21 protein-coding genes are annotated in these 26960 nt (G+C 71.0%); 17 read left to right on the forward strand and 4 right to left on the reverse strand.

Annotated features, from left to right (window positions below; genetic code table 11):
* Positions 1 to 787, reverse strand: a 787-nt coding sequence (locus C1A33_RS30815) for a DUF2786 domain-containing protein (protein WP_101835784.1), incomplete at its 3' end; no start/stop codon positions are given.
* Positions 788 to 1421: 634 nt separating this feature from the next.
* On the opposite strand from C1A33_RS30815, the gene mobF reads away from it, so the two are divergent.
* Positions 1422 to 5960, forward strand: coding sequence for a MobF family relaxase (mobF, locus tag C1A33_RS30820; RefSeq protein ID WP_101835785.1), 4539 nt, complete (start codon positions 1422 to 1424; stop codon positions 5958 to 5960).
* A gap of 91 nt (positions 5961 to 6051) precedes the next feature.
* Here the strand turns inward: mobF and C1A33_RS30825 are convergent, their stop codons facing one another.
* The 3 genes from C1A33_RS30825 to C1A33_RS30835 all read right to left on the reverse strand — a co-directional run bounded on the left by C1A33_RS30825 (position 6052) and on the right by C1A33_RS30835 (position 8477).
* A complete protein-coding gene (locus C1A33_RS30825; RefSeq protein ID WP_243408104.1) occupies positions 6052 to 6489 on the reverse strand; it encodes a hypothetical protein in 438 nt (145 codons plus the stop codon).
* A 194-nt stretch (positions 6490 to 6683) separates the two neighbouring features.
* On the reverse strand, positions 6684 to 7772 hold the full coding sequence (locus C1A33_RS30830) for a DUF2637 domain-containing protein (protein WP_101835787.1): 1089 nt from the start codon (positions 7770 to 7772) through the stop codon (positions 6684 to 6686).
* 6 nt (positions 7773 to 7778) lie between these two features.
* A complete protein-coding gene (locus C1A33_RS30835; protein ID WP_101835789.1) occupies positions 7779 to 8477 on the reverse strand; it encodes a hypothetical protein in 699 nt (232 codons plus the stop codon).
* A 566-nt stretch (positions 8478 to 9043) separates the two neighbouring features.
* On the opposite strand from C1A33_RS30835, the gene C1A33_RS30840 reads away from it, so the two are divergent.
* The 16 genes from C1A33_RS30840 to C1A33_RS37175 form a co-directional block, all read left to right on the forward strand.
* On the forward strand, positions 9044 to 9592 hold the full coding sequence (locus C1A33_RS30840) for a hypothetical protein (protein ID WP_101835791.1): 549 nt from the start codon (positions 9044 to 9046) through the stop codon (positions 9590 to 9592).
* A gap of 266 nt (positions 9593 to 9858) precedes the next feature.
* On the forward strand, positions 9859 to 10458 hold the full coding sequence (locus C1A33_RS30845) for a hypothetical protein (protein WP_243408105.1): 600 nt from the start codon (positions 9859 to 9861) through the stop codon (positions 10456 to 10458).
* On the forward strand, positions 10455 to 11135 hold the full coding sequence (locus tag C1A33_RS30850) for an SAF domain-containing protein (RefSeq protein ID WP_101835795.1): 681 nt from the start codon (positions 10455 to 10457) through the stop codon (positions 11133 to 11135). Before C1A33_RS30845 ends, C1A33_RS30850 begins: the two co-directional genes overlap by 4 nt.
* Positions 11135 to 12514, forward strand: coding sequence for an ATPase, T2SS/T4P/T4SS family (locus C1A33_RS30855; RefSeq protein WP_101835796.1), 1380 nt, complete (start codon positions 11135 to 11137; stop codon positions 12512 to 12514). The genes C1A33_RS30850 and C1A33_RS30855 overlap by 1 nt, the downstream gene beginning before the upstream one ends.
* Complete coding sequence (locus C1A33_RS30860) at positions 12511 to 13416, forward strand: type II secretion system F family protein (RefSeq protein WP_101835798.1); 906 nt, start codon at positions 12511 to 12513, stop codon at positions 13414 to 13416. The genes C1A33_RS30855 and C1A33_RS30860 overlap by 4 nt, the downstream gene beginning before the upstream one ends.
* A complete protein-coding gene (locus C1A33_RS30865; protein ID WP_101835800.1) occupies positions 13413 to 14297 on the forward strand; it encodes a type II secretion system F family protein in 885 nt (294 codons plus the stop codon). The genes C1A33_RS30860 and C1A33_RS30865 overlap by 4 nt, the downstream gene beginning before the upstream one ends.
* A 146-nt stretch (positions 14298 to 14443) precedes the next feature.
* Positions 14444 to 14668 carry a hypothetical protein gene (locus C1A33_RS30870; protein ID WP_243408106.1) on the forward strand — a complete coding sequence of 75 codons (225 nt, stop codon included), beginning with the start codon at positions 14444 to 14446 and terminating at the stop codon, positions 14666 to 14668.
* An 8-nt stretch (positions 14669 to 14676) separates the two neighbouring features.
* Positions 14677 to 15072, forward strand: a complete 396-nt coding sequence (locus tag C1A33_RS30875; protein ID WP_133150888.1) for a hypothetical protein — start codon at positions 14677 to 14679, stop codon at positions 15070 to 15072.
* Entirely contained in the window at positions 15059 to 15514 is a 456-nt protein-coding gene (locus C1A33_RS30880) for a TadE/TadG family type IV pilus assembly protein (RefSeq protein WP_101835806.1), read from the forward strand. Before C1A33_RS30875 ends, C1A33_RS30880 begins: the two co-directional genes overlap by 14 nt.
* Complete coding sequence (locus C1A33_RS30885) at positions 15511 to 15924, forward strand: pilus assembly protein TadG-related protein (protein WP_101835808.1); 414 nt, start codon at positions 15511 to 15513, stop codon at positions 15922 to 15924. Before C1A33_RS30880 ends, C1A33_RS30885 begins: the two co-directional genes overlap by 4 nt.
* A 159-nt stretch (positions 15925 to 16083) precedes the next feature.
* Positions 16084 to 18978 (forward strand): SARP family transcriptional regulator, encoded by a 2895-nt coding sequence (locus C1A33_RS30890; protein WP_101835810.1) that lies wholly within the window; start codon positions 16084 to 16086, stop codon positions 18976 to 18978.
* 232 nt (positions 18979 to 19210) lie between these two features.
* Entirely contained in the window at positions 19211 to 19636 is a 426-nt protein-coding gene (locus tag C1A33_RS30895; protein WP_101835811.1) for a hypothetical protein, read from the forward strand.
* 91 nt (positions 19637 to 19727) lie between these two features.
* A complete protein-coding gene (locus C1A33_RS30900; protein WP_101835812.1) occupies positions 19728 to 21302 on the forward strand; it encodes a hypothetical protein in 1575 nt (524 codons plus the stop codon).
* A complete protein-coding gene (locus tag C1A33_RS30905) occupies positions 21299 to 22861 on the forward strand; it encodes an SCO6880 family protein (protein ID WP_341477280.1) in 1563 nt (520 codons plus the stop codon). The genes C1A33_RS30900 and C1A33_RS30905 overlap by 4 nt, the downstream gene beginning before the upstream one ends.
* A complete protein-coding gene (locus C1A33_RS30910; protein WP_101835816.1) occupies positions 22861 to 24249 on the forward strand; it encodes an ATP-binding protein in 1389 nt (462 codons plus the stop codon). The genes C1A33_RS30905 and C1A33_RS30910 overlap by 1 nt, the downstream gene beginning before the upstream one ends.
* A gap of 646 nt (positions 24250 to 24895) precedes the next feature.
* A partial coding sequence (locus tag C1A33_RS37175) for a toll/interleukin-1 receptor domain-containing protein (protein ID WP_243408107.1) occupies positions 24896 to 26960 on the forward strand: 2065 nt, incomplete at its 3' end.

Raw genomic sequence — 26960 nt, forward strand, 5'->3', positions numbered from 1 at the left:
CTTCATCCTTCTCGACCTGCTCGCGCAGTCCGCGCCGCTGCGCGCGGAGGTCGCGCCGCGGCTGGCGGCCACGGCGGGCCGGGGCCATCTCCGCGCCGGGGGCGGCGCGTTCGCCGGCGCGGTAGCCCTCGCGGCGTCCGGAGCCGGAGAGCTGGCGGGTTCGTGCGCTGCGAAGCCTGGGGTAGGCGTGGGCGACGCGGCGTTCCACGAGTGCGGCGCGGTCGGCGAGGACGAGCGCGGTGGAGGGGCCGGTGGTGGTGCTGTCCTCCTGGGCGGCGCGTGCCTTCGCCGCTGTCTCGGCGGCGGTGAGGCGCCGGCTGACGGCGTTGGCGAAGCCCGCGAGCCAGCTTCGGCGGAAGGCGCGGGGGTCCTCGCCGGTGGGCAGGGGGGTGGCGACGAGACCGAACGTGGCCTGGACGAGCAGGGAGGTGAAGAGAATCTGGGTGCGGTCGAGGTCGGCGGCCATTCCGAACAGGTGGGCTTCCTGACCGGGGCGTCCGGGGGTGGTGCTCTTTCTCGACACGATCCGGCAGCCGAGGGGGAAGGCGACGGCGCACATGACTCCGAGCTTGTCCAGGGCGTACGGCGCGTCGATGGTGATGAGTACGTCGCCGGCCGAGGTGGGGCGCTTCTGGCTGGCGTCGAGGCGCGCCTGGTCGATGCCGTAGCGGGCGATGAGCTCCGTCGCCTTCTGGTTGTAGCTTTCGCGGGCCTCGTCGGTGATCCCTTCGGCCTCGGCCATCGCCAGCAACTTGCGGATCTTGTCGAGCGCGACGTCAGATTGCATTGTCCATCCCCGTCGGGTAATGGTTCACGATTCCCGGACCGCACTCTAATTCTATCCCGCGCGACGTGAAATTGGGCGGGGTCTCTCGACTGTCTTGGCCGTTTCTTTCGGTATCGCGCTCTCCGTATTGGTGTGCACTGCCGCTATGTGCTCGGAATTTCCTCGAGGGCTCTATCTCCCTCCTTCTAGATTCTTTTTATTTAGAAATTCGGCACGAATTCTTGGCGTACTCCTGGGCGTCGCCGGGCGACGCCATGAGACCCGCCCTTCTTGATCGGAATCTCTACCTTTAGGCAGGCGCGCCGTGCCTGGTTCCCGTCTGGCTGACGGTGGTCCGTAGGTTCCACCTGATCGCCGGTCGGCTGGTGCTGATGTCTGCGGTGGGCGTCTGGCCTGGGCGGTGTCGATCTCGGGTGCGCGGTGAGTGGCGCCGGGCCTGCGATGACGGACCGTGCTGGAGCGTGCTGGCGAGCGCGCGACGGCCGGGATGTCGCGTCGGAGGTGTCCGCGGAGGTCATCGCCAGTGCTCACTGCGGCCACGGTGGTCTCCTGATCTGCCGTGAGCGCGGGCGTGGGTCTTCGGCGCGTCTGTGTGTCGTCGGCAGCCGTGAGCGCACTGTCAGGGGCACTTTTCATGATCGCTACGGTGAAGGTGCTGACGCTTCGGGCGCGTAATGGGGCTGATCTTGCCCGTGCCGCGCGGGCGGTGAGTGCCTATGTGGAGGGTGGGCAGCCACGGGAGATGTCTCCGTTGCGCAGGTACTACGGCGAGGGGCTGGCGCCCGGGCGTGCGCGGGGGTTGGCGGCAGAGCTGGTGGGGCTGGCTGCGGGGCGGCCGGTGTCGGGGGTGGCGTTGGAGCGGTTGCTGCGCGGCGAGCATGCGGTGACCGAGCGGCCGTTGCTGGCGGCGTCGGGCTCCGCGGGTCGCGCGGTGTCAGCGGGAGATCGTGGGCGCCCGGTCGGGGCGGGAAATGATGTGCTGACTTTGGAAGAGGCGGCGCGGCGAATTGGTGTGAGCGCGGCCTATCTGCGCCAGTTGGCCGTCCGCACCGCAGACAGGAGTTCGGCGGATGCGGATGGGTTCGGCGCGGGCCGGCCGGAGGGTTCCGCTTCTGGAGAGGCCGTCACGAGTCGGGGTCCTCACCTGGCGGCGGTCAGGGAGGCGGGGACTGGGCGGTGGGTGGTGAGCGCGGGCGAAGTGGATCGGTTCCGGACTGCGAGGGTGCCTCCGGCGGTGGTGCTGGGATACGACGTGACGGCCTCGGCGCCAAAGGCGATCTCGCTGCTGCGGGCCTTCGGCGACGAGGAGATCCGCCGGGATGTGGCCGCGGCGATGGATGCCGGTGTGGACGCGATGCTCGGCTATCTCGAACGTCACGCGGCGGTCGGCACGATCAATGGCCGGAATCGTCCCGGCCTCGGGTTGGCGGTGGCGTCCTATCTGCATGAGGTGTCGCGCAGCGATGAGGCGCATCTTCATGTGCACTCCATCGTGGTCAACGCGATCGCCATTCCCGACATTGACGAGCACGGCCGGCCGGCAGTCGATGGCGAGGGCCGGCCCGTGGTGGACTGGCGGGCGTTGGACGGCGAGGTGTTCCTCGCTCACGTGAAGACGGCCGGCTATGTGGGCGCGGCGGCGCTACGCCACGAACTGACCCGACGGCGGGGCCTGCGCTGGGGGCCGGTGCGTAACGGAGTCGCCGAGCTTGCCGCGTTCCCGCAGAAGCTCCTGGCCGCGTTCTCCACGCGGCACGGCGAGGTTCAGGCCGAGTACGCCCAGCTTGTCGCGGAGGGGATGACCCCGGGCGGAGTGACGGCCGCGGCCGCGCAGCGCGGTTCCCGGGCGGCGAAGAAAGTTCTCGCCGACGCCCAGGTCCGCCGCATCCAGCTTGAGCGGCTGACGGCCGCGGGGTGGACGCCGGAAGGGATTCGCGGCCTCGCCGCAGCCGCCCCGGATCGCCCGCCCTCGGTCAGCAGCGACGACGTGGCCGAACTGTGCGAGACGCTGACCGGCCCGACCGGGCTGACCGAGCACAACGCGACGTTCGATCGGCAGGTGGTCGTGCGGCAGGTCGCGTCCTGGGCCGTGGACCGCCTGCCGGCCGAGCAGATCGAGCATCTCGCCGACCAGGTGCTCGCGGACAGACGCGTCGTCCTGCTTGGGCACGACACGTCCCGGGCACGCAGGGCACCCGCGCCGACGTATACGACGCAGGAGCTCTTGGAAGCCGAGGACACTGTCCTGGCCCTGTGCCGGCAGGGACGGGTCGACGCCGGTGCGCCGCCGCGGATCCTCGTCGATCAGGCGACGCTCGAGGCACACCTTGCCGACGCCTGCCAGCCACTGCCATTGAACGGCTCCGCGGCAGCAGGGAGCCCAGGCGAGGCCGCACGGCCCGAAGGCGCGTCTACCGGGCCGTTGCTGGCGGCGGAGCAGGTCACGCTTGTGCGGCGACTGCTCAGCTCGGGGGATCTGGTGCGGCCGGTCGTCGGACCGGCGGGCTCCGGTAAGACCGAGGCGATGCGTCTGCTCACCCGGATCGTGCAGGCATCGGGCGGCACGGTGTTCGCGACCGCGCACGGGGGCCGGCAGACCGAGGAACTCACCGACCGGATCGCCGTCCCCGGACGGGTCGTGTCCGGCTGGCTCACGCTGCTCGACCACACCGACAACCCGAGCCAGGTGTGGACGGCCGGCAGCGTGCTCATCGTCGACGAGGCCACCCAGGTCTCCACCCGCGACGCCGCGCGCCTGCTGCGCTACGCCACCCAGACCGGGACGGTCGTGATCCTGCTCGGCGACCCCGCCCAGCTCGGCTCGGTGGGTGCCGGCGGCTGGTACGCGCACCTCGTCACCGTCACCCCGGACGTGCCGGCGCTCGGCGCGCTGCACCGTCAGGCCGGCGCGGCGCTCGCGCCGGTCCGCGCCGCGCTCGGCGCCCTTCGCGCCGACACCGGCGCGTCGGCGCGCAAGGCGCTCGAGATGCTGGCCGCCGCCGGTCGCATCCGCCTGTTCGACTCCCGCGAGGCCCTCCTCGACCAGGTCGTCAACGACTGGCATGCCGAACGCGCCGCTCTGCACGACACGGCCACTGCACCCCGCGACACGGCAAGCGCCGGAGGGGCGGGCGTCAGCGAAGGGCAGGCGGGGGACCGGGGACGACGCCGCTCGGGGGGACCGGCGCGGCCCCGACCCGCACCGCTGCACATGATGGCAGAGCGGACCCGCGACGTCGATCTCCTCGCCCGCGCCGCCCGCGCCCGGCTCGCCGCTGACGGCTCCCTGACCGGCCCGGTCCTGACCGTCGCCGGCCGGGAGTTCCAGGCCGGCGACGAGGTCATCACCCTGACCCAGGCCGGCCACACCCTCATCCCCGACGGCAAGCCCGCCTCCGCCTACATCCGCACCGGCACCGTCGGCCGCATCGTCGACGTCCACCCCGACCCTGACCACCCCGACCGACAAGCCCTCACCGCGCACTTCCCAGGCAAAGGCCGCGTGCGGGTGCCGTGGACGTACCTCACCCACCGCTTCACCGACGGCCGCGACGGCGGCCTCGGCTACGCCTACGCGATCACCGCCGCGAAAGCCGAGGGATCCTCGATGCCCACCGCACGCGCCGTCGCACCCGACGACACCAGCCGCGCCGGCCTCTACGTCATGCTCTCCCGCGCCCGAACCGACCTCGCGGCCTACGTCATCCGCCGCCCCGACCTCGAAGCCGACCTCGACGAAGAAGACTGGCTACCCGTGCTGCGCGACCCGACCGGCCCCCTGGAACGCCTCGGGGAACACCTCGCCCAGTCCCGCACCAAGCGCCTGGCGCGCGAGTTCGACCCACTCGCCCATGCGGCCCACCGGCTGCGCCGCTCCCACACCCTGGCCGACCTCGCCCGACTCCCCGCGCCCACCTCGCCCGACGCGCACCGCGCCACCCGACCTTACTCGCCCAGCGACGGCGCCCCGGCCGGCGGGCACCACAGCGGCGCGGCGCGAACCAACGACATGCCCGCGCCGACGGCGCCGAATCCGCGCCGCACCGCGCCCGAACGCGCCGACGCGGCCCTCGGCGCTGACCCCGTAGCGCCCCCAGTGGCCCGCCGCGCCGAACTCGCCGCCGAGGCCGCCCTCGCCGCGGCCGCCGTCGCCAACCCACCCGCCGTCCTGGTCGCTCGCCTCGGACCGCGACCCGATGACGGCGGCGAACGCATCCTGTGGGACCGGGCCGTGGGTGGCCTCGCCGTCTACCACGCCCGACACCAGCAGGCCGGCCCCGCAGACGACCCCGGACCGCCGCCGTCCGGGCCTGAGCCGGCCGGAACCCTGCGAACGCAGTGGATGCTGCAGCATGACCAGGCGGTGCGCATCGCACGCGCCTGGTCCGACGGACTGCCTCGCCACCGGTCTCGCGCCCGTATGCATGGTCAGGCCGAACGGGTACCTCGAGCGCGCGCGATCGCCGGCATCCATGCCCTCCTCGACCACGGCCACCACCCCGACACGCTCCTGGCCGCCCTCACCAGCCACGAACAGACGACAGTGCGCACCGGCGCCGCCGTGCTGGACCACCGGGTCACCGACTTCTGCGAGCAGGAGGGGCTGAGCCCCACCGACTATCTCCTCCCACCGCCGCGACCCGCCCACGAGGACTGGCAGGAACTCGTCGACGTCCTCCGCACCTGCGAGATCCACCACCTGGCCCGGCGACCCACCGCCCAGCTCGCCGCCGAGCGCCGCCGCCTTCTGCGAACGGCGGCGGCAGCCAGTGCGACGCCGGCGCCGCTCGGCGACGTCGATCCGTCCGACAACACCGGGCCGGCAGCCGGAGCGCAGGATGCGCTCGCGCTGATCGAGGCAGCCCTGGAGCAGCAGATCGCCCGCGCGATCTTCCGGGCCGCCATCGAACCCACCGAATACCTGACAGGAGTCCTCGGCGACCGTTCCTCCGCCGAATCCGGCGCCGCTGGGTGGGACAACAGGGCCGAGATCGTCGAGCGCTTCCGCCATTGTGAACTTGGCCTGCCCTACGGCACGCCGGCCAGTGCCGCGGAGGAAACCAACCCTCTGCGGCGCGCGGTCGGCGGCCGGCCCACGGACCCCACCGCAGCCGCTGGCTACGATCAGATTCGGGCCCTGAGCAGGGCATATGCCCCCACGTTTGACCTCTGAGGGCGAGCAGCGTCGCCGAAGAGGATTGCATCGCGCGATGCATGCCTAGGCGGACACGCGGGCCTCGTGGCGTCCGTTCGCCAGGCGAAGGTCAGCAGTCATCCTGGCGCCAGGTGCCCTTCTCGAACACCCAGGGTTCCGACTGCTGGTTGATCGCAGATGTCGGATAGGTGTAGGTGACGCGGGCCAGCGTGCCGGCGAGGCTGTCCACCGTGAGCGCCGCAATGGGCTGGCTGCCGTACTGCACACGTGCCGCCTGAGTCAGGCCGGTGAACTCCGCCTGGTTGATGCGCTGCTGGCACCGCTCGGAGAGGAGCCCGTACGCGGCCGAACCCTGCCCGGTCAGGTAGGCGTCCGAGTACGCCCTGACCGCTGCCTCCAGCGCGGGCTGGCTGGCTCCGCCTTCGCTGACCGAGGCTGCGGACGCCCCTGCGCCGCCAGCCGCGGGGGCAGCGGATTCGCCGGCCGACGACCCGCAGCCGGAGATCAAGATCGCGGAGGCAGGCAGTGTCGCCAGAAGGCCAATCATTCGTCTCATCGTGTATCCCCCGATTTCCCCGTAGTGACCGAGCATCGTAGGGGAACCGCTGCGGTGGGTAAGCCAGGCACCCCATCCGCCTGATGCCTTCGGCAATGCTTGGTTGGCCGTTGGAAGCGGGTTGATCCAGGCGAGAGGCCCGATCGCCTGATACTCCAACATGGGCCCGGTCACCCCCACCCGCTTCATAGCCGCAGGTGAGGGATGTAGCGGCGGGCGGTGCCCTCATGGAGGCCGATGAGGGGGGCGAGGTCCTTGGCGAGGGCGTAGACGGATCTCGGGTCGTCAGGGGAGAGGTCGGCGAGGAGCTGCGCGAGCCTTTCCTTCTTCGAGCCTGGCTTCGCCGGCTGCGGGCTGGGCCGGCCGATCTCGTCCGCCGTCTTAGAGGAGTCAGCCACGGGGCTGCCGACCGTTGAGTCGGCAGGCTGCGCGTGTGACGGATCCTCGGACCCCGCCGGTGAGTCGGCCGGCGCGACCGAGACACGTGAGCGCTGCGGCGCGGTGGCGCTGACGGCGGCGCGGATCTGGGCGGTGAGGAGTTCGTAGGCGCCGATGAGCGCGGCGCTGGGCCAGGCGGCGATGACGCGGGCGGCGAGGTCGGGTTGGGCGTGCATGACGTTGGCGGCGAGGCTGGCCGCGGAGGCGAGGGCGAGCAGGGTGTAGGCGAGCCAGGAGCGGCGTCGGTGGGCGCGGCTGTCGGCGAGCATGGTCATGGAGGCGGCGACGATCAGGCCGTCGACGGAGAGCGGGATGATCGCCGAGTTGGTGGGGTCCTCGCCGTGGAGGATCGCGACGGCGCGCATGTGGCGGTAGCTGACGACGGCGGCGATGCCGGCGACGCCGAGAACGGCGGTGACGGTAGCGAGGCGGATCCAGAAGTCGCCTGTTCGCCATCGCGATCTGTGGCCCGGAGCTGTCGGGTCCTGGCGCCGCGGCTTTGCTGCGGCGGTGACCGCGCCGGCGGCTCGTGCGGGCGGGGTAGGTGGACGCGCTGGCACGGTGGGGGGCGTGAAGCCGGTGCGGCTCGCGCGGTCGGCGCGCGGCGTTGGAGACGCCCCCGGTGTCGATGCCTGCGTTTCTTCTGATGGGCGGCTGTCGGTGGTGGGGGAGTGCGGGGGAGTCGGATGCTCGGCGCGTTCATGTAGCGCGGCGTGGCGCGGCGAGCCACCGTCGGACTTCGTGCCGGGGGCCGGCGGTGTGGATGTCGTTGGCGGGCTGATCGTGCCGATCAGGCCTGCCGAGGAGGGGGTGGGCGTGCCGGTGATCAGGGGCATGGTGGTCTACCAGGTGGCGTGGTGGCTGAGGTGCAGGCTGCGGCGGCCGGACCAGGTGAAGAGGTTCGGGTTGATCGTCAGGGCGGTCTGGAGTGCGAGGTTGACCGCGTCCGCGACCGGGCGGAACCGGGGGTCGGTGTTGGCCTGATCAGCGAGGGGAAGGCCGGCCAGGTCGAGGACGGCGTGGAGGATCGCCTGGGGGTTGCCGTGGTCGGTGGAGATGACGTCGACGGTGATCCATGCGGCGGTCGGGAAGGCGCGGATGACCGTGTGGGCGGCGTGATGACAGTGGACGCGGGCGAACCTTGTGGCGGCGTGATCGCGTTCGCGGGTCGCATGGGTGAGGGCTGTCTGGGCGGGGTCGATGTCGAGCGGGCCGGGGTCGGTGACGTAGGCGGGGCCTGGGGCGTGGCCACCCCAGGGGTCGAGGTCGTCGGCGTGGGTGGTGGGGGGCCGGTGACCGAGATTGCTGTGATGCATATCACCATCACTGTCGGTGCTGGGTGCGGCGAGGTGTGCGTGAAGGGCTGCGAGGAGGGCTCGGGCGTCCCGTGGGGACAGGTGTGCGGTCGCGATGCCGGTGCGCGGCGAGGTGACACTGAGCAGCAGGGTCGGCTCGCCCGGCAGGGCTGAGGGATGGTTCTGCAGGGTGACCGTGGCGTGCCCCCCACCTGCTGTGAACAGGGGGCTGGGGATGTGAGTCATGATCGACTCCCTGGGTTGGTCGATGCCGTCGGTGGCCCGGTGCCCGGGCTGGCGGCGCTGCTTCTATCGATAGGTCGGTTCGCACGCGTCGCGACGGTCGCGTCGTGGGCCGCGCCGGTGTGATCCTCGCCGGGTATCACGGACTGCCATCACCTTCCTTTCTTTTCTTTGCGGTTATGGTTGTCGACGGTTTTTCGCTGTCAGTGGGCTGTGGTATCAACGTCTGTGTGTACCGGAGCTCATCAGAATAGTGCCGGATCGCGCGAGGTGTGAGGGGAGGCTGGCCGCGCGGCCGAGCGGTGTCTCATGGTTGCCCGGGTGGTCAACGTGCGGCCGTATATTCTCTCGGATCTTCGGGGATCTGGCGTGGCGTCAGTCGTGATGGTTGACGTGCAGCCGGGCCCGTGGATCCGCTCATCGCCGGAGTTCGTCTTCCGGAGGTCCCGATGTCTGCGAGTCCCTGTTCCCGTCTCGCCTGTCCGTTGCCAGCTGCTGTTGTCCTGTTCCTTTTCGTCTCGCTCAGTGCCTGCGGGGGCGCACGGGGCGGGCCCGATGTAAGTAAGGGCGTGCTCACTCCCACGTCGGCTGGCACGGCCGTACCGCGCCAGCTCCTGCCGTCCACCTCGCTGCCCAGCGCGTCGGATCCGGCGACTGCCGTGCTTCGGGAGATCACGGCGGCGCAGGAAAGGTACTACCAGTCGTTCCAGGTCGCTGTCGCGCATCCCGGCGATCAACGTGGAGTCGAGGGCCTGCTGGCCAGCTATACGGCGTCCGGCGAACCGGCCCGCCGAGTCCGTGCCTGGCTGCGCTATCTCGCGGACAGTGGGTTCGCCGCCCGCTCCGGTCTGGAGAACCGTTATGTGATCGAGAAGATCGACGCCGTCGCGGCCGATCCGGAACGCGTGGTGGCGACGGTCTGCGGGTTTGACGACGGCGTCATCTTCGACGCGCGGCAGAAGGCGCCTGACGGGTCGGAGATCGTCGTCGACGATGTGCCGCTGAGCCAGCGGACGCTTTTCACCTGGGTGAAACGTGACACGTGGCAGATTGACGCGGCGCAGGTCCTGAACACGTGGGAGGGGCGAGACGGATGCCCGCCATCAAAGCGTTCGTGATGGCCGGTGCCGTCCTGTGTTTGATGGTTCTTCTCTCTCCGACGGCGTACGCCGCCGCGCTGGGCTGGACAGGTGGAGAAGGCGACGTACGCGGTTCCGCTGACGCCGATCAGGCGAGCCGCAGCATAGTCGGCTCGGTGGAAGCCGCGGACCCTGGCCGGAGTCCGACCAGGGCGCGCGAAACCGCGGCTGCGGTTGCGTGCCACTGGCAGGCCGGTTATGCGGCTGCCGACCAGTTGCTGAAGCTGCGACCGGAATCGACCCATTTGATCGCGATCGATCGCGTCGAGCCGGACGGTAGCCGGTCCCGGCTGTACGCGCGGGTCTGCGGCGACCAGATCGTCACGTGGCAGTGGCTGCGAACTGCGCGGGTCGGCGACGCGGTGGCGTCGGTGGCGTCGGAGGTTCGGCGCCGTCTTCCGGCACCGCGTGGTCGCTTCTCGCCGGACCTGACGGTGGGGGCGGTGGCGCGGCTGCCGCTGTGGTTCGCCGTGCCGGGGCAGTGGTCGACAGTGTCCGTGTCAGCGCAGGTCCCGGGCGCGTCGGTGACCGTGACCGCGACGCCGACCGTGCTGCGGTTCGACCCGGGCGACGGCTCGCCGTCGGTCTCCTGTGCTGGGCCGGGGCCCGTGTTCGTCCCTGGCATGCCCGAGCCCTCCCGGCCGCCGGCCTGCTCCTACACCTACCGAAGTGCCTCTACCGTCGCGCCGGATGGCCAGGCCTGGCCGGCGACCCTGGCCGTCGACTGGACGGTGACCTGGGCCGCGAGCAACGGCGACCATGGCGACCTCGCCGGCCTCACGACGAAGACGCAGGTGCCGGTCGTCGTCCGGGAAATCGAAGCGGTCGAAAGGGCAGGGCGATGACCGGCCGACCGGAACCCACCGATCAGGAATGGCTTCCGGACGAGCTCGACTCATTCCCGCAGCGCGCCGCGCCGCGCCGACGGTGGGGGAGCGCGGCGGCGGCGCTGCTGCTCATGCTTCTCGGCGCGGCCGGCGCCCTGTGGCTGTCCCCGGACGGCCCGCACCGGATGGACGTCGTGGCGCTGGCCCGTCCGCTGGCGCGCGGCGCGGTCGTGACACCGGCGGACCTTGCGGTGGTGGCGGTGGACGCGCGTGGCGGCCCGGTTCGTCTGGCGTCTCCGCAGCTGGCGCGCGGCGCACTCGTGGGGCGACCCGTGCTGCTGGATCTGCCGGCCGGCACCCTGCTCAGCCCGGAGATGGTCGGCTCGGTGGCGGTGCCCGCCGGGCAGGCGACGATCGGGGTGACGGTCCCGCCGGAGGGCCTGCCTGGGGCCTCGGTTCGTCCGGGGGACGTCGTGGGCGTGCTGGGGACGGATCCGGTGACCGGCCAGGCGGCGGTGCTCGTCCGCGATGCGCACGTCGCGGGCGTGCGATCGCAGGCGGAAGGGAGCCGCCCGGAGGCGATCGTCGTCTACCTCACCCTGCCGGAGCAGGCCGTGGGGGCTGTGGAGTCGGCGGCGATGTCTGAGCACGGCGTTCGCCTCCTCGGCATCGGCGGCGGAGAGGGGAGTAGGTGATGGCGCAGGCGACGCCCTCGGCTGGCATCCGCTCTGGGCCTGATGCCTCCGGGCAGGGCAACGAGGTCGATCTCGTCGAGACGGCTGCCGAGTCGATCAACGCCGCAGTGCAACGTGAGGTAGCGGTGGGACGTCGCCGTGGCCGGCGGTTCACGACCGTGGAGCGGGCGGCGCTCGCTGAGGAGCTGCTTGCCCGCGAGCTGGCCGAGCTCCGGCGCGGCGCGTCGGACGGCTCCCAGCTCGACGCGGCCGGAGAGAACGAGGTGCGGCTACGCGTCCGGCAGGCCCACTCCCCGCTCGGGCCGCTCGGGCCTCTCCTCGTGGCGGACCGGTTCTCCGACGTGGAGGTCAACGGCGCGGAGAACCTGGTGCTCACGGAGCGGGGCAGTGGTGACCGGATTGAAGGGCGGTCCCCGTTCGGTAGTGACGCCCAGGCGTTCGAGTGGGTCGCGGAGCACGCCGCCGCAGCCGGGCGGCGGTTCGACGAGAGCAACCCGTCCGTGCGGTTCCGGCTACCGAACGGCGTGCGGGTGCATGCGGTGTCGCGGGTGACACGCGTGACCCATATCGACTGCCGCCTGTTCTCGCCCGGTCTGGACACCCTGACCGGCCTCGCTGATGTCGGCATGATCGGCGCGGACCTCGCCGACCTCCTCGCCGGTGCTGCGGCGCTGCGGCAACCATTCGGCCTGATCATCTCCGGGGGGACGGGGGCGGGGAAGACGACGCTGCTGCGGGCGTGGGCCAACGCGACACCGCAGCCGTCGGTCCTCGACCGGGTTGTCACGGTGGAGGACGAGCAGGAGCTCCGCCTGGATCGGGGACGGTTCCGCAACCTGGTCGAGTTCGAGGCCCGCGAGCGCAATGTCGATGGCCGCGGGGAGTACTCGATGGCGCGCTATCTCGCGGAAGACCTGCGGCGCCAGACGCCGCATCGGGTGCTACTTGGCGAGCTCCGTCCGGACGGCGGCGTTCTGCCGCTGCTGCTGGCGGTTGGCCAGGGCATCGCGCAGGGTGTCGCGACGACCATTCACGCGCCGAGCGCCGCCGACGTCGTCGCCCGGCTGCGGACCTACGCCGCGTTCGAGGCGCAGCGTGTGCCGGAGCCGGCGGTGCTGGAGACGATCGCCTCCACGATCGACCTGATCGTGCACGTCGCGAGCGTGGACGGCCAGAGGCTGGTCACGAGCGTGCGGGAAGTGGGCGAGGTTCGTGAGGGTCGGGTGACCTCGGCCGAACTGTGGCGGTGGGGGCCGCGAACCGGTCGGGCGGTGCGCACGGACCTGGACTTCTCCGATCCGCTGGCGGCGAAGTTGCGGTCCGCCGGAGTCGACCCGATGGTGATCGACCCCCGCCGCCGCACGAGGGCGGCCTGGTGAACGCGCAGCTGCGCCCCCTCGTCGAGGCGCTCGCCGGGGCACTCGCCGGACTGGGTCTGTGGCTGCTGCTCATCACTCAACTGTGGAAAAGATCCGTTGGCGGCGGTCGGACGCGGTCGGCCAGGGCCGGCATTGCTGCACCGACCCGGAGACCGGATACCCGGCCTGGGGAGGTCGAGCGGGTGAGACGGCGTCCGGAGCTCCTGTGGCCGGTGGCCGGCGGCGGTCTTGTCGGCCTGGTGCTCGGCGTGGCCGCCGGAGTGCCGGTGCTGGCCGTTGTGGGTTTCGGTGTTGGTGCGCTGATGCAGGACATGCGCAGGGAGCCCAAGGTGGCCGAGCTGAACGAGCTCGGTGAGGCGGCGGCGACCTGGGGCGAGACAGTACGCCAGGAACTTGACGCCGGGCAGCCGCTGCGAGCGGCCGTCCTCGCTTCCTGCCAGCTGCCTCCGACCGCGCTCGCCGAGCCGCTTCGCCGGCTGCGAGTCTGTCTCGACCGGGAACCGCTTCCGGTGGCGCTGGCCGACTTCCGCGCCGCGGTGCCCCATCAGCTCATCGGCGAGATCGTCACCGTCCTCTCGCTGACCTACCAGCGAGGCGCGGGCGACCTCGCCCGGCTCATGGCCGACCAGGTCGAGTCGACGCGGCACCGGGTCGCCGTGCTGCGCGATCTGCATGCCGCTCGGGCGCGCTACCGCCGGTCCATGGCGCTCATCCTCGGCATGTTCGCCGCCTCGGTGGTCGTGGTTCTGGCGCTGTGGCCTGTGATGCTCGCTCCCTACCGCACCGCGTGGGGGCAGGCGATCGTCGTTCTGCTCGCGGGATGCTTGGGTCTGGCGATGCGTGCCCTGCTTCGGATGTCACGGCCCGGGCTCGTCCCTGACTTCTTCAGGGACGAGCCATGAGCGGGACCTTCGACAGCGGCGCGGTCTCGGCGCTCTGCGGCGCGCTCGCTGGCGCCGGCCTCTACGCCCTCGTGCGGAGCCTGTACGCGAGGCCGATGCCAGGCGGCCGGCAGACCGGCATCGCAACGGGCGGGCGGTGGGCCGAAGCGGTCACCAGGGGAGTCATCCGGGTGGCGGGGCCGGAACGGTCCCGGCGGATACTCCTCGCCGACGATCTTGAGATCCTCGACGTCGATCCTGCCTCGCACCTTGTCACCAGGGTCATCCGTGTGTCGCTCGCGGGGAGTGCGATGGTCGCGCTGGACCTGGCCGCGGTGGTGAACGGGCTGGCTGTGCCTGTGATGGCGCTGCCCCTGGGCGGTGCCCTCGCGGGACTGATCGGGCTCGGGTGGGCGGACCGGCCGCTGCGGCGCCGGGCAAACGCGCGGCGGCAGGAGGCGCGGCTGGCGGTGGCCGCCTACCTTGATCTGGTCCGGATCCTGCTGGTCGGCGGCCTACCGCTGCACTCCGCGCTGCAGACGGCCGCCGATACCGGCCACGGCTGGGCGTTCGCGCAGATCCGCGGTGCCCTGCGGTGGGCGCGAGCCCGGCAGTCGCCGCCCGACGCTGGCCTGGAACGGCTCGCCCGGCAGGTGCCGGTGGCGGAGTTCGCCGAGCTTCGGCTGACAGTCAGCTCGGCCCTGCGCGGCGCGTCTCCTGTGCTCGCGCTGCGCAGCAAGAGCGCCCACATGCGGGCGGTCGAAGGCGCGCAGGCGCGCCTGGCCTCCTCCACCGCGGACGCGGCCATGGAGCTGCCGGCGGTCGTCGTGGCGCTGGCCTTCGTCGCCTTTCTCACCGTTCCGCTCCTGGCGATCCTCACCGGCATCGACCCGACCCCATGACACCCGCCCCGCCCCTACGGACTAGCCGGCCGCGGCCGGACGTCGACGCCCAGCGGAACGGGCCGCCGGCCGCTCGAGATGCCGGTCCGAGGCGCGGACCAGACGACACGGAATCCAGCAGACAGATCGAAAGGATGGTGACGACGATGCGCCGACTCGGTGTCCTCCTGACCCAGGCACACCTGTGGTGGACGGATCTGCCACTGCGAAGCGCGAAAGACGACCGCGATCGAGGCGACGCGCTGTCGACCGTGGTCATCACGCTCGGCCTCGTGGTGATCGCAGTGGCGGTGATCATAATTCTGCGGGGGAAGGCGACCAGCATCGCCCAGCACATCTGCACCAGCGCCGATCCCACCACCTGCCAGTAGGCGGCACGATGCCAACGACACGCATCCGCGCCGCGCGCCGGCGCGCCGATGCCGGCAGTAGCCCGGTGGAGCTCGTGCTCGTGCTCGGCGGTGTCCTCGTCCTGCTCGTCGTCACCCTCGCGCTGGGCGTGCGATGGCTCGCTGTCCAGGCCGCGGACGCCTCCGCGCAACGTGCCCTGGAGATCCTGCAGAGCCCGGACGGAACGGAGAACGACGCGGCGGCCGTCGCGGGCCGCCTCGCTACCTCCACCCGCTCGATCAGGAGCGTGACGACGTCGATGCAGGTCGGACCGGAGCAGGTGAGGGTCGCTGTGACCGTCACCTCGATCCTTGGCACGTCCGTGACCCGGTCCGCCAGCGGGCCGCGGCTGCGGTTCGTGCTGCAGGCCCATGCCCCACGGTGAGCCGCAGCCGCAGCCGCAGCCGCAGCCGCAGCCGCAGCCGGACTGCCGGGATCGGGGGTCTTATGCAGTCGAGTTCGCCGCCGGATGGTCGATCTTCCTGCTGGCGGTGGCGATCGTCGTGGTCGCTTTCCAGACCGAGCAGGCCCGCAGCGGTGTCCGGGACGCGGCCCGGGAAGCCGCACGAGCCGCGTCGCTCGCGGCGACGTCCGACGCTGCCCGGCAGCAGGCCGACGCGGTCGCGCGCCGCGTGCTGGCCGGTGGCGCCTGCGCGGCGGACAGCGAGAACGTCGCCGTGGATGTCAGTGAGTTCGGCGCCGGCGGGATCATTGCGGTCACCGTCCGGTGCCGCATCCGCGTCGTCCTCGGCCCCTCGCGGACGGCGGAGGCGAGCAGCGACGAGGTCATCGATCGGTACCGCGGCGGCCTGCCGGACCGATCATGACCGTCTCCCGATCGGATTCGTACCGTGATAGCGGGTCGGTCAGCCTGCTGCTGGCGGTGCTGTTCGCCGGAGCGGTTCTCCTGGCCGGCCTGCTCGTCGACACCGGCCGGGTCCTGTACGCCAACGCCGACGCCTCCGACCTCGCGGGCAAGGCCGCGCGCGTCGGCGCGCAGCAGATAGCGCCGACCAGTCTGCGCGCCGGCGCGCCTGTCCTCGATCCCGCCGCGGCCACGACGGCCACCCGTGCCTACCTCGATCGCCATGGTGTGGGCGGCGTGGTCTCCGTCGCCGCCGACACCGTGACGGTCACCGTCCGGACCCACATCACCTATGTCCTGCTCGCCGTCTCCGGTCGCAACGGCGCAACGGTTGTCCAGACCCGGTCCGCCGTCGCCCTGAGCGGCCCGTAATCCAGCGGAGCGCCCGCCATGCCCCAGCGCAGCGCCACACGCCATCCCACGCACCCGGTGGATCACCACCCCCGATCCGGGGTGTTGCCAGGCCGAGGACCGGCCAGTCGCCGCAGGGCGGGCGGTCACTCCGGTGTCGCGCGTTCGGCAGGGCAGGCGATGCTCGGCGTCGGTGCGCTGCTCAGCCTGCTCCTCTTCCTGCTCGCCGTGCCGGCCTTCCTCGCTGCCTGGCGCGGGAATCCGCTTCCGGGCACCTGGGAGCCGGGTCGGTGGTCGATGCTGGCCAGCCGGGGCTATCTTGACCCCAACCTCCTCCCCAACGGCATCGCCGCGCTGGCCTGGCTCGTCTGGGCGTATCTGAGCCTCTGCATCGCGACGGAGGCGCTCGCGCAGCTCCTCCGCAGCCGGCGCCGCGCCGAGGCCGAGTTCGCGAGCTGGCGCGCCCGCCCCGGCGCGCGCGCCGGATGGCGCCCGCCCGCGCCGCGCTCTCTTCGGCGCGCGACGGCGCGCTGGGTGGCGCTCGCCTCACTGGTCTTCGGGCTGCTCTCGTCCCGAGCTGCTCTCGCTGCCGGTCCGGCCGCGTCCGGGGCGTATCGCCCGCCGGTTCCGGCGAGCGCGACCGTCGGGGGTGCGGCGGCCACCGGCGACGCGGGCCGATCCGGCCCGGGTGTGCTCGCCGCGATCGAGAGCACACATGCTGTTCGTCCCGGCGAGACGCTGTGGAGCATCGTCCGGACCGGTTACCCGACGGCTCGGAGAGGTGATCTCTCGTCGCTGGTCGGGCAGGTCTTCCGCGCCAACGAAGGCGCCACGGATGCCGACGGGCGACACCTCCACGACCCGAACATCCTCAATCCAGGATTGACCCTGCGGCTGCCCACGCTCGCGACATCGGGCGGTACCTCCGCTCCAACCGTGCCGCCCGAGGCCGGCGGCGCACAGTCCGCACCCGTCGGGACGCCAAGCACGCCCTCCTCGCGGAGCGGCGAAAGGCCAACGTCGACTCCGAAGGGTTCAAGCCCACCGGCGATCGTGCGGCCCACCCTGCTGGCGCCCGGATCACTCGGGCCCGCGCCGCAGCTCTCCCCGGGCCCCGTCGACCGTGGCCAGAGCGGCCACACGAGCAGGCCGGAGCTTGTCCCGATCTGGGTCGGGGCTGCCGGCATGCTCACTGCGGCGGTCGCGGCCACGATCAGCGCGCGGCGTCACCGCCGTGACCTGGCTGTCGGCCAGCGCAGCGCGCCGCCCCCGCCTGCCCCACGAACCGCCGCACTGCATACCGCGGTCCTCGCAAACGCCGACTCCGAGGGGCTTGCCCGACTCGACGTGGCCCTGCGCGCGCTCGCGTTCCAGAGCGTCCCTGCCGCCGCCGGCGCCAGGACCGCCGCCGTCGTCACCGGTCCCGAACCGCTCGTTGTGCTCGTTCGACCGGACGACACCATCGACGTCTACCTTCGCGATCCTCATCCTTACCCGCCGTCTCCGTGGGAGGCGGATGTCGACGGCCGAATCTGGGTCCTGCCCGCCGCCGCGCTGCTCCCGCCGCTTCCTGGGATGCCGACGCCCTGTCCGCTCCTCGTCCAGCTCGGCAGCGACGCCGACGGCGCAGAGCTGTACGTCGACCTGGAAGCCCTGGGCGTTCTCCACATCGATCCCGGCGGCGCCGGAGGGGAAGGAGCCCGCGCGCTGGGCCGCGCGCTGCTGGCCACGTTGGCGTTGTCTCCCCTGGCCGGGGGAGCCCGCGTCGAGGTGATCGGCTTCGATCCCCTTGGACTGCTCGCCGAGGACCAGGTCGTGATCGCTGAGGATCTTCCCGATCTTGTCGAGCAGATCACCCCTGGCCTGGAGAGACTGCACGACGAGCTCGCCCTCGCCGGCTATCCCTCTACGTTCACCGCCCGCGCGGCCGCCCCGACGATCACCTGGGACGCGACCGCGGCCGTCGCGATGCGCCTTCACTCCAACGCCGACAACCGACAGGCCAGCGACGATCTGGTCGAACTCACGGGCGGGGGCGGACAGGGCCTCGCCATCGTGACCGACCTGCTCCCAGAATCAGGCCAGATCGACGAGGACTCGTGGCGTCTGGTCTACGACGGTGCTGGGGAGGTCGGTGGAGAGCCCGTCTGGAGGCTCGACCCGCTTGGCCTGCGCGTCGTACCCGCACAACTGGCCGCAGACGAACTGCGTGACCTCCACCTCGCCGTTGATGATGTCGGCCAGCCACCCCAGCCGATCCCGGTGCCACCCGTCGAGGCGGACCCTGAGCCCTACACCGGCCCCGACTGGAAGGTCATGATCGGCCTGCTCGGGCCGCTGACCATCGTCGCCCGCGATGGACGCAGGCCACCCCCGGAACTCGTGCGGGAACGCACCCTGGAGGTCCTCGCCTGGCTCGCGACCCACCGCGGCCGCACCCGCACCGACCTCGAGGCCGCGATCTGGCCGACCGGCGCCCAGGTCCGCTCCATCAACAACCAGCTCGGTCGGGCCCGCAGCCTGCTCGCCAGCGTCGCCGGCGAGCAGGCTCGGCAGTGGCTCCCGACCCGCCGCACCACGATCACCCTCGACCCTGCCGTCATCACCGACCTCGATCTCCTGCACGGCTACGTCGAACACGCCGAGGCGCACCGCGACCATCCCGAGATCGCCATCGCCGCGCTCACCGACGGGCTCGACCTCGTCCGCGGCACGCCCGCCCGTCAGCCCTGGCTCGACGCCGAACTCGGCTCCCAGCTCACCACCACCGCCGTGCGCGCCGCGCTCCTCCTCGCCGACCACCACCTCACCCGCGGCGATACGGCCGCCGTGCTCGGCACCACGCGCCGAGGCCTGGCCCTGCTACCCGCGCACCCGGGCCTGTTCGGTCAGCGCCTGCGCGCCTACGCCGCAGCCGGCGACCGCAGCGCCGTCCGCGCCGAATACGACGCCTACCTACGGGCAGAGCACGCCGACCCTCTCTGGGACGGCGTCACGGACCCCGACATCGAGAGGCTCTACCGCATCCTCCTCCGCCAACCCGGCCATCGCCCGGACGAGCGTTTCGCCAGCTGAGCGAAGTCAGCGGGGGTGCGCCTCCGGCGATCAGACGTCGTCGGCCGCAACCCAGGCGGAGGTGGTAGCCCGAGCGACTTCCGGTTCACGCGCGCTGATTCACACAGCCGGAGTGCGAACGTTCCACGCACTCCCGGAGGCGTTGATGATCCATCGACGTGACAGATCACGGCGCCGTCGACGCGGAGGCCGCCCGCGATCGCACCTGCCCTCGCGGTGGCGATCGGGCGTAGTGGCGCTCGCGATCACTGCCGGTCTGCTTGTCGGCGTCGGCGTGCCGGCGTCCGCTGCGGTGGAGCCGGTGCGGACTGCCGGGGCCGGGCCGGTGATCGCAAGAGGCGCGTCGGTGCTGATCCTGGCCGATCCGACGCCGACGCCGACGGAGACGTCGCGGATACCGCAGCCGATCGAGGTCACGCCCGACTGGCATGACCTGCCGGCGAAGGAACGCATCATGAGCCTGCTCGACACCCTGTCGCAGCTCGCGTTGGTGTGCTGCGTCGCCGTCGCCATCATCGGTGGCGCAGCGCTGGGAATAGGAAAGGTGACCGGATCAGCGCCATCGGGCATTCGAGGAACGGCGATGCTCCTCGGTGGGGGAGGCGGAGCGATCATCATCGTCTACGCGCCCGACCTGATCTCGTGGCTGGCTCAGTGAAACACGCCATGAATCATGCCATCTGCTTTGTTCTCCCGCTGTATCCGCGCGAGATGGGCCGCGTGAACAGCATTGGCGTGGAGACGATGGAGTGATCTTTCTCGATTTCTTTCGGCAAGGCACGCTCGCGATCAGCGAGGCTGGCGTCAAGATCATCATCGGCGTGCTCGTCGACTCCCTGGGGGAGCAGGCGAAGGCGCTGGTCGGTGACTTCTTCACAACCTCCACACGGCCCGAGGTGGGAGCCGCGTTCTTCATCGGCAAGGGCGGCGCCTACCAGACGGTGGCATCGGTCTCGTGCCTACTGCTCGTCGGGGCAACCGCGCTGGGAGTGGCGGCGGCCGTGTTGTCGGGGGAACCGGGTCAGGCGCTCGCGCGGATCGTGCGGGATCTTGCCTTCGCGGTGCTCGCGATACTGGTATTCCCCTGGTTCGTCGACAAGCTCGTGACCGTGACGGATGTGATCGCCTACGCGATTCTTCCCGGAAAGGACAGCGTCAAGAAGATCGAAGACATCGTATCGCTGCCGCCGTCGCGTGACATCGCCGGCCTGATGGTTACCATGATGGTGTTCCTGGCCATTGTTCTGATATATCTTGAGCTCGTGGTGCAGAACGCACTCACGATGATCGTGACGGCGTTGGCGCCGCTGTCGTTCGCTGGGATGACGATGCCTGCGGCGCGGCCGTCCGCAGGCCAGATGGTGAAGATGACGGTGGCCATCGCCTTCGCGAAACCGGCGATCTTCGTCGCGCTGCGGATCGGTGTGGATCTGATCGCGGAGGATCAGCATCGGCTGACTCCAGGAGGGTGGGGTCGGTACCTCACCGGCATGGCGGTGCTCGGGGTCGCGGTGTTCATGCCGTTCGTGGTGTGGCGGTTGATACCGATCGCCGAGGCGTACGCGGTCGCCCAGGGCGTGTCCCGCGCGCCGTTCAGAGGCGCGATGCAGGTCGCCCAGAGCGCCTACTGGGCGCAGGCGCTCGCCGGCCGCGGTGGTCTTGGCGGGGGCCGGGGCGGCCTCGGGGGACGAAACGGCGGCGGCGGAGGAAACGGACTTCCGCAGGGGGACGGGCCCGGCGGATCGGATCCTCCGGGTCCGGGCAATCCAGGCCAGCCACGGAGTCTGCCGGACCCGGGCCGACGGCGGAACGCGCGTCGCCGGCCGCCCGAGGCCGGACCACCGCAGCCAGTACCGACACCCGGCGATGGCGGGCCAGGCGGTCGCGGAGGGGGAAGCGATGGCCCCGCGTCGACCGGCGGTCAACGAGGTCGATCCGACGTGGGTGGCCGTCAGACGAGGGCCGACGCGCAGCGCCAGCCGTCTCCGAGGGGCGCTGATCGAGCTCACACCTCGGCGGCGTCCACCAGCCGCGGCGGGCCGCCGGGCCCGGCGGGGCCGGCAGGGCCGCCAGGCCGACCTGGTCCCGGGACATCTGGAGGGTCAGCCCGTCCGCGCGCGGCGTCAGGCGATCCGCCGGCGCCCTCGGGTGCGTCGGACAGCGAGGGACCGGCCCGTCCGACGGGGACGCCAGCCGCCGACGGCGGTGGGCGCTCGCAGCCTCAGGTGCCCGGCACGCCGCCGGGCTGGCGACGCCGGCCGCGCACTCGTCCCACCGCACCGGGCGGGGTGGCGACACCAACTGGCGATCGGCCTGGGACATGAGCGGGTCTGGATATCACCTTGTCCCTCGCCGGGCGGGGACTGCGCTGTTCGGAGCGAGCGTGCCTCAGGTGGTCCTGCTCGGTATCGGAGCCGGCAGCGTCGCCATCGGCCCAGCGGTGCTCGGCGCTGGTGCTGGCACAGTCGCGGGAGCCGGGGTGCTCATGCTCTGCCTGCTGCTCGCGTTCATGCGGATCGGCGGCGAACCCCTCGTCCACCTGCTGCCCGTCGTCATCGCCTTCCTGATCGATACGCGCGGTGAGCGAGGCGATGGCAAGAAGGAGGCCAATCGGCCGGATCTGCCTGGCCTTCCGCCATCGGTTGAACTGTCGACGGCGCCTGGCCGGGCCGGTGTTTCGACGCGGACCGGGGAAGCCCCCGGCCTCATCCTTGATCGCCGGAATGGGACGATCACCGCGGTCCTTGATGTGCGAGGTGGCCCGTTCGGGCTGCTTGACGGCGCGGGCCGGGACCGTCGCGTCGTCGAGTGGGCGCGGGTGCTTACCCAGTTCGCGCGCGAGACGCCTGTCGTCCACCTCGGCTGGACCGTGCAGTCCGGACCGGGAACCGCCATCGCGATACCTGCCCAGACGCTTCTGCGGCCGGGGGAGGCCGCAACGTCGGGAGCGCGGTCACGCGCGAAGGCGCGCTCGTCGGCGGAGCAGGTGCGGGCGTATCGCCAGACGCTCGCCGAGGCGGCGCCGTTCCTCGCCCGTCATGACCTTCGTCTGTGGCTGACGGTGCGCCCGATGCGGGGAGATCGCCGTGCCGATCCGCGGATGATCGCGCTCGCCGCCGCGGACACGTTGGCCGCGCGGTGTGGCGCCGCCGGCCTGCACGTCCACGCCATCCTGAGCGCCGCCGATCTGCACGACACCCTGCTCGACCACGCCATCCCGCCGAGCCTCACAAGCGCTGGGCCGGGACGCGGACTGGACGGCTCGGGAGTGGCATCGTTTCCGGGGCTGGCTGCTCGGGCCGGACTCGCCGCCGGTGCCGGTGCCCCGCCGCGACGTCGCCTGGTGCCCTCTGGCGGGTTCGAGACCCAGGCATTTTGGGACGCGATGCGGATTGGTGCGACCTGGCATCGGGTGTTCTGGATCGCCGGCTGGCCGACGGGCACGCTGCACCCCGGCTGGCTCGACCCGCTGCTGCACGAGGTGCCGTGCGTGCGCACCCTCGCCGTCGCGATGCGACCCGTGCCATGGAGGGCGTCCCGGCGGCGCATCAACAGCGAGACCGTCTCTGTTGACACGGCCGTGCACCTGCGGGACCGGCACGCGGTCCGCGTCCCCGTCGGCCTCGCCCAGGCCCACGACGACATCGACCGCCGCGACGCCGAACTCAGCGCCGGCTACCCCGAGTACGCCTACCTCGGCCTCATCGACGTGGCCGCGCCCGGCCGCGACGAGCTCGACGACGCCTGCGCCGCCATCATCGACCTGGCCGCCCGCTGCGGCATCGTCGACCTGCGCCCCCTGCACGGCCGTCACCACCGTGCCTGGGCCGCGACCCTCCCGTTCGGCCTCGTGCCCCGCCAGTCCACGACCGGAGCCCCCTGATGCCTGACATTCCCGCCCGAGGCAACCGAGGACGCGGGCGCCGCGGGTGGCGAGGCGGCGGGCGCCTGACGTTGCCCTGGAACGTCGCCACCACCGCACACCTGTGTGTGGCGAACCCCTGGTCGATCGAGGCCGGCCTCGGAGAACACGGTGTCTTCCTCGGCGCGAACCGCCTTGCCGGCGGCGCCTTCCACTTCGACATCATTGACGCCTACGAAGCCGGCCTCATCCAGGGCCCGAACATGGTCGTCTCCGGCGCCGGCGCCTACGGCAAGTCCGCGATCATCAAGTCCTACGTCCACCGCGCCGCCGCCCTGTCCGCCCTGCGCGGCCGGCCCCGGTTCACCGCCGTCATCGACCCCAAGGGCGAATGGACCCTCCTCGGCGACCGTCTCGGCTTCGCGACCCTGCGCCTACGCCCCGGCGGCAACCTGCGTGTCAACCCGCTCGACGTCGGACCCGGCATCCCTACGACGGCCCCCGCCGACGCCGAGCTTGGCGACCAGACGGCTCGCCGCGCCGCCGTGCTCACCGCGCTGCTCGCCGTCGCCCTCGGCCAGGCGGACCTGCCCGTTGGCGAGCAACGCCTGCTCACCGCCGTCGCCCGCCACCTCACCAACCGGCAGACGGCGACGCCGACGCTCTTGGACGTCCGCCGGCTCCTCGCCCACCCGGACCAGACGCTCGCCGCCGACCTCGACACCACCCACGCCGAACTCCTCGACCGCCGCCGCCCCTTGCTCGACGCTTGCGCCACCATGCTCGAACAGGACCTGCGCGGCATCTGCGACGGCCCCACCACCCCCGGCCTCTGGAACGACGCCCCCGGCCTCATCCTCGACCTGTCCGCCCTGCTCACCCACCGCCGAGCACTCCGCCTTGTCCTCACCGCCGCCGCCGGCTGGCTCCAAGCCGTCATGTACGGCCAGACCCACCAGCACACGATCACCATCCTCGACGAGGCCTGGATCGCCCTCGACGACCTCGCCATCGTCCGATACCTCCAGGACCAATGGCGCCTCGGACGCCAATGGGGCGCCGCGAACATCCTCATCACACACGCCATCGCCGACCTGCAATCCCAGGTCGACACCCGCAGCGCCACCGCCCGCATCGCCGAAGGCCTCCTCAACACCACCTCTGTCCGCGTCTACCTCCACCAGAACCCCGAACACGTCAGCCACCTCCTCACCACCATGGGCCTGACCAGCACCGAAGCCGCCCTCCTCGGCGACCTCCCGCCCTTCACCGCCCTCTGGCACATCGGCCCCCACACCACCCTCGTCGACCACCTCATCACCGACGACGAATGGACCCTCGCCGACACCAACACCGCCATGCGCGCAGGCGCTCGCTCTGATCCACCGGATTCCGTCCAGGTCCTCTGATCGGGTCCCTTTTGATCATGAAAGGTAGGTTCGGGGCATCTGCGACCGGCATCCGGGTCCGTCGCCCCGGATGCCTTGTCGGTTCAGTGCAGGCGGACAAGGCGATGTGAGGCGCTGCTCGAAAAGCAATCTTCAAGATCTTCTTTCCATCCACGAACATCCCGCCGTCGGCGCGGCCGGCGGGCTCACGGATGAACCTGACGACAACCTTGAGGACTGGGTGCGTCGTGCTTGATGGACGATGTACAAGCCAACGCAGCCTCGAGGATCTTGCTGCACCGACCAAACCTGTCGCTTCCCCGCCGCAGTCCCTTCAGCTCCTTCGACTCGCCTCCGCTCGCTGCCCGCCAACGACCTCGGCTTGGGCCCGACCAAGGAGCTCTGCGGAGTCTCCGAGAGTCCCGCCCAGTCTCCTCGCGACCGCGTTGACCATCGCTCGCTGCGACGGATGATCCATCGTAGCCTCGAAGACATACGCACTGTGCGTTCATGCAGGTCAGCCGGGTGATGTGCCGTCACTCGATCGCCTATTCCCCAGGAGGTCGGGTGTGGGGAACGTCCGGGGGGTTCGCCGACCAGCGGGCGAACGAGGAAGAAGACCGGCGGCCTCTGACGCACACTTCTGCACTCATGGCAAGCTATCGCCATGGCGTCGGGGGACCACTGGGGTACGCCGCCCGCTCCGCCCGGCGCGGACAGGGGCCGCGCGACCCGTTGGGACTTCTTCGTCTCCTACACCGGTGCAGACCGGGCGTGGGCGGAGTGGATCGCGTGGCAGCTGGAGGATGCCGGGTTCGCAGTCCTTGTACAGGCCTGGGACTTCGTCCCGGGCTCGCACTGGACCAGCAGGATGGACAATGGGATGCGTGGCGCGTCTCACACCATCGCGGTGCTGTCCGAGGCATACCTGCACTCCGTCTTCGGGAAGGCGGAGTGGGAGGGCGCGTTCCGTCAAGACCCGGAGGGCCTCGCCCGTAAGCTCATCCCAGTCCGGATAGCCGAATGCGCACGGCCCGGGCTGCTGGGCAACGTCGTGTCGTTCGATCTGTTCGGCCTGCCGGCTGCTGATGCTCGTACCCGCCTCTTGGAGCAGATCCAGCGGGCGCTCGCCGGCAGGGGGAAGCCTGCTGCAGAGCCGCTATTCCCAGGGGCCGTGTCTCCACCTGAACAGCGGATTCCCGCCATTTCGCCGAACTTTCCTCCCACGACGTCACCCGTAGACGTCTCTCATCTACCCCCCGAAGCGCAAGCCGAGCCAGATGCGCCGGACAGAGACGTGCAGGGGCTCGGGGTAGCCGAGTCGGACGTTTACTCCGACCCGGACTACGCGGCTGGACTCACCGCGTTCTTTGCCGAGCAATGGTCCGTTGCGGCGGAACTCTTCACTCGCGCCCGGCGACGTAACCCGGAAAATCGGCGGATCGTGAGCCGGCTCGCGGAGGCGCGACGTAATGAGCAGCTACACCTCTGGTCGGAGACGGCGGACCGCGCAATCGCGCGCGGCGACTGGGTTACCGCCGTCGATAAACTCGAACTAATTTGCACAGCCGACCCCGAGGACCATTCGAGTGCCGTGCTGCTAGCGCATGCGCGCCAGCAGCAGGACATCATCGACCTGCTTGCGGTCGTTCGACGGTTGCACGACGAGCGGCAATGGCGGCCACTCCTTGCGGCGGCGGAAAGGCTCGCCGCACTTGATCCCAGCCTCACCGACCCCGGCGGCCTTGTCTCTGCGGCTCGAGACGCCCTCGGCGAGGAGGATCTCGCCCGCCGGTATGTCGCCGGTCTTCGTCATCTCGACAACGGCTCGTGGTCCGACGCGGTCGACGTCTTCACCCGTATACAAGCTGATCGCCCGCACTATCGAGATACCTCAATGCTCCTAGCGCATGCCCTGGATCGTGGCGCTCCATTGTCGCGAAATCGCAGTGAGCGACGTCGTCGGGCGCAGTCGGACCCGAGACGCCCCGCGCCACGAGTCTTAACCCCACCAGCAACCGTGCTCCGCCGAAGGCTCGGCATCGCGGCCGCGAGACGGGGCGCCTCTCCGCGGTCGGGTGTCCGTCAGGATGCCTCTAATCCTCCGATTCTTTCGGCTTCGTCGCGCGAGACTGCAGGGATCCACGTCAATCTCGCGGGTGTAGCTACGTGGGCCTTTCGACACATCCGTTCAACTGCGGGCGTCGTAATGCCCCTGCTGTATATGGCCTCCGACAGCCTTTCTCGGATTCCGGTCGCTAAAGCGGGACGCTTGATTGGTGCTGGAGTTGCTCTTTTGTTGCTCATGCAGGGTTCGGAGCCTGCCGGTAGCCTTCTCGATACTTACGCGGCGACTTTCGTGCGGTTGCCTTCGGTACTTGCGACGCCGCCGCTGCCGCAGAGCTCGACCATCCTTGCGTCTGACAGCTCGGTGATCGCGACGCTGCGTGGTTCGGAGAACCGGATCGTCGTTCCGGGCGACCAGATTCCCAAGGTCATGCGGGAGGCGACGGTCGCCGCGCAGGATCCAGCTTTCTATAGTCGTCCAGAGGCTGATATGCAAGATCCCAAATCCGTGGTGCGCGCCGCTCTACGCGACGGACAACTGACCTCGGGTGCGACCGCCAAATTGACGCTGACCCAGCAGTACGTGCAGTACGTGCTGTTGCAGAACGCGCGGACCTCACAGGAGCGCGAGGTGGCCGCCGGCGACTCGCTGGACCGCAAGATCC

The organism is Frankia canadensis (assembly GCF_900197875.1).
Lineage (GTDB): Bacteria > Actinomycetota > Actinomycetes > Frankiales > Frankiaceae > Frankia > Frankia canadensis.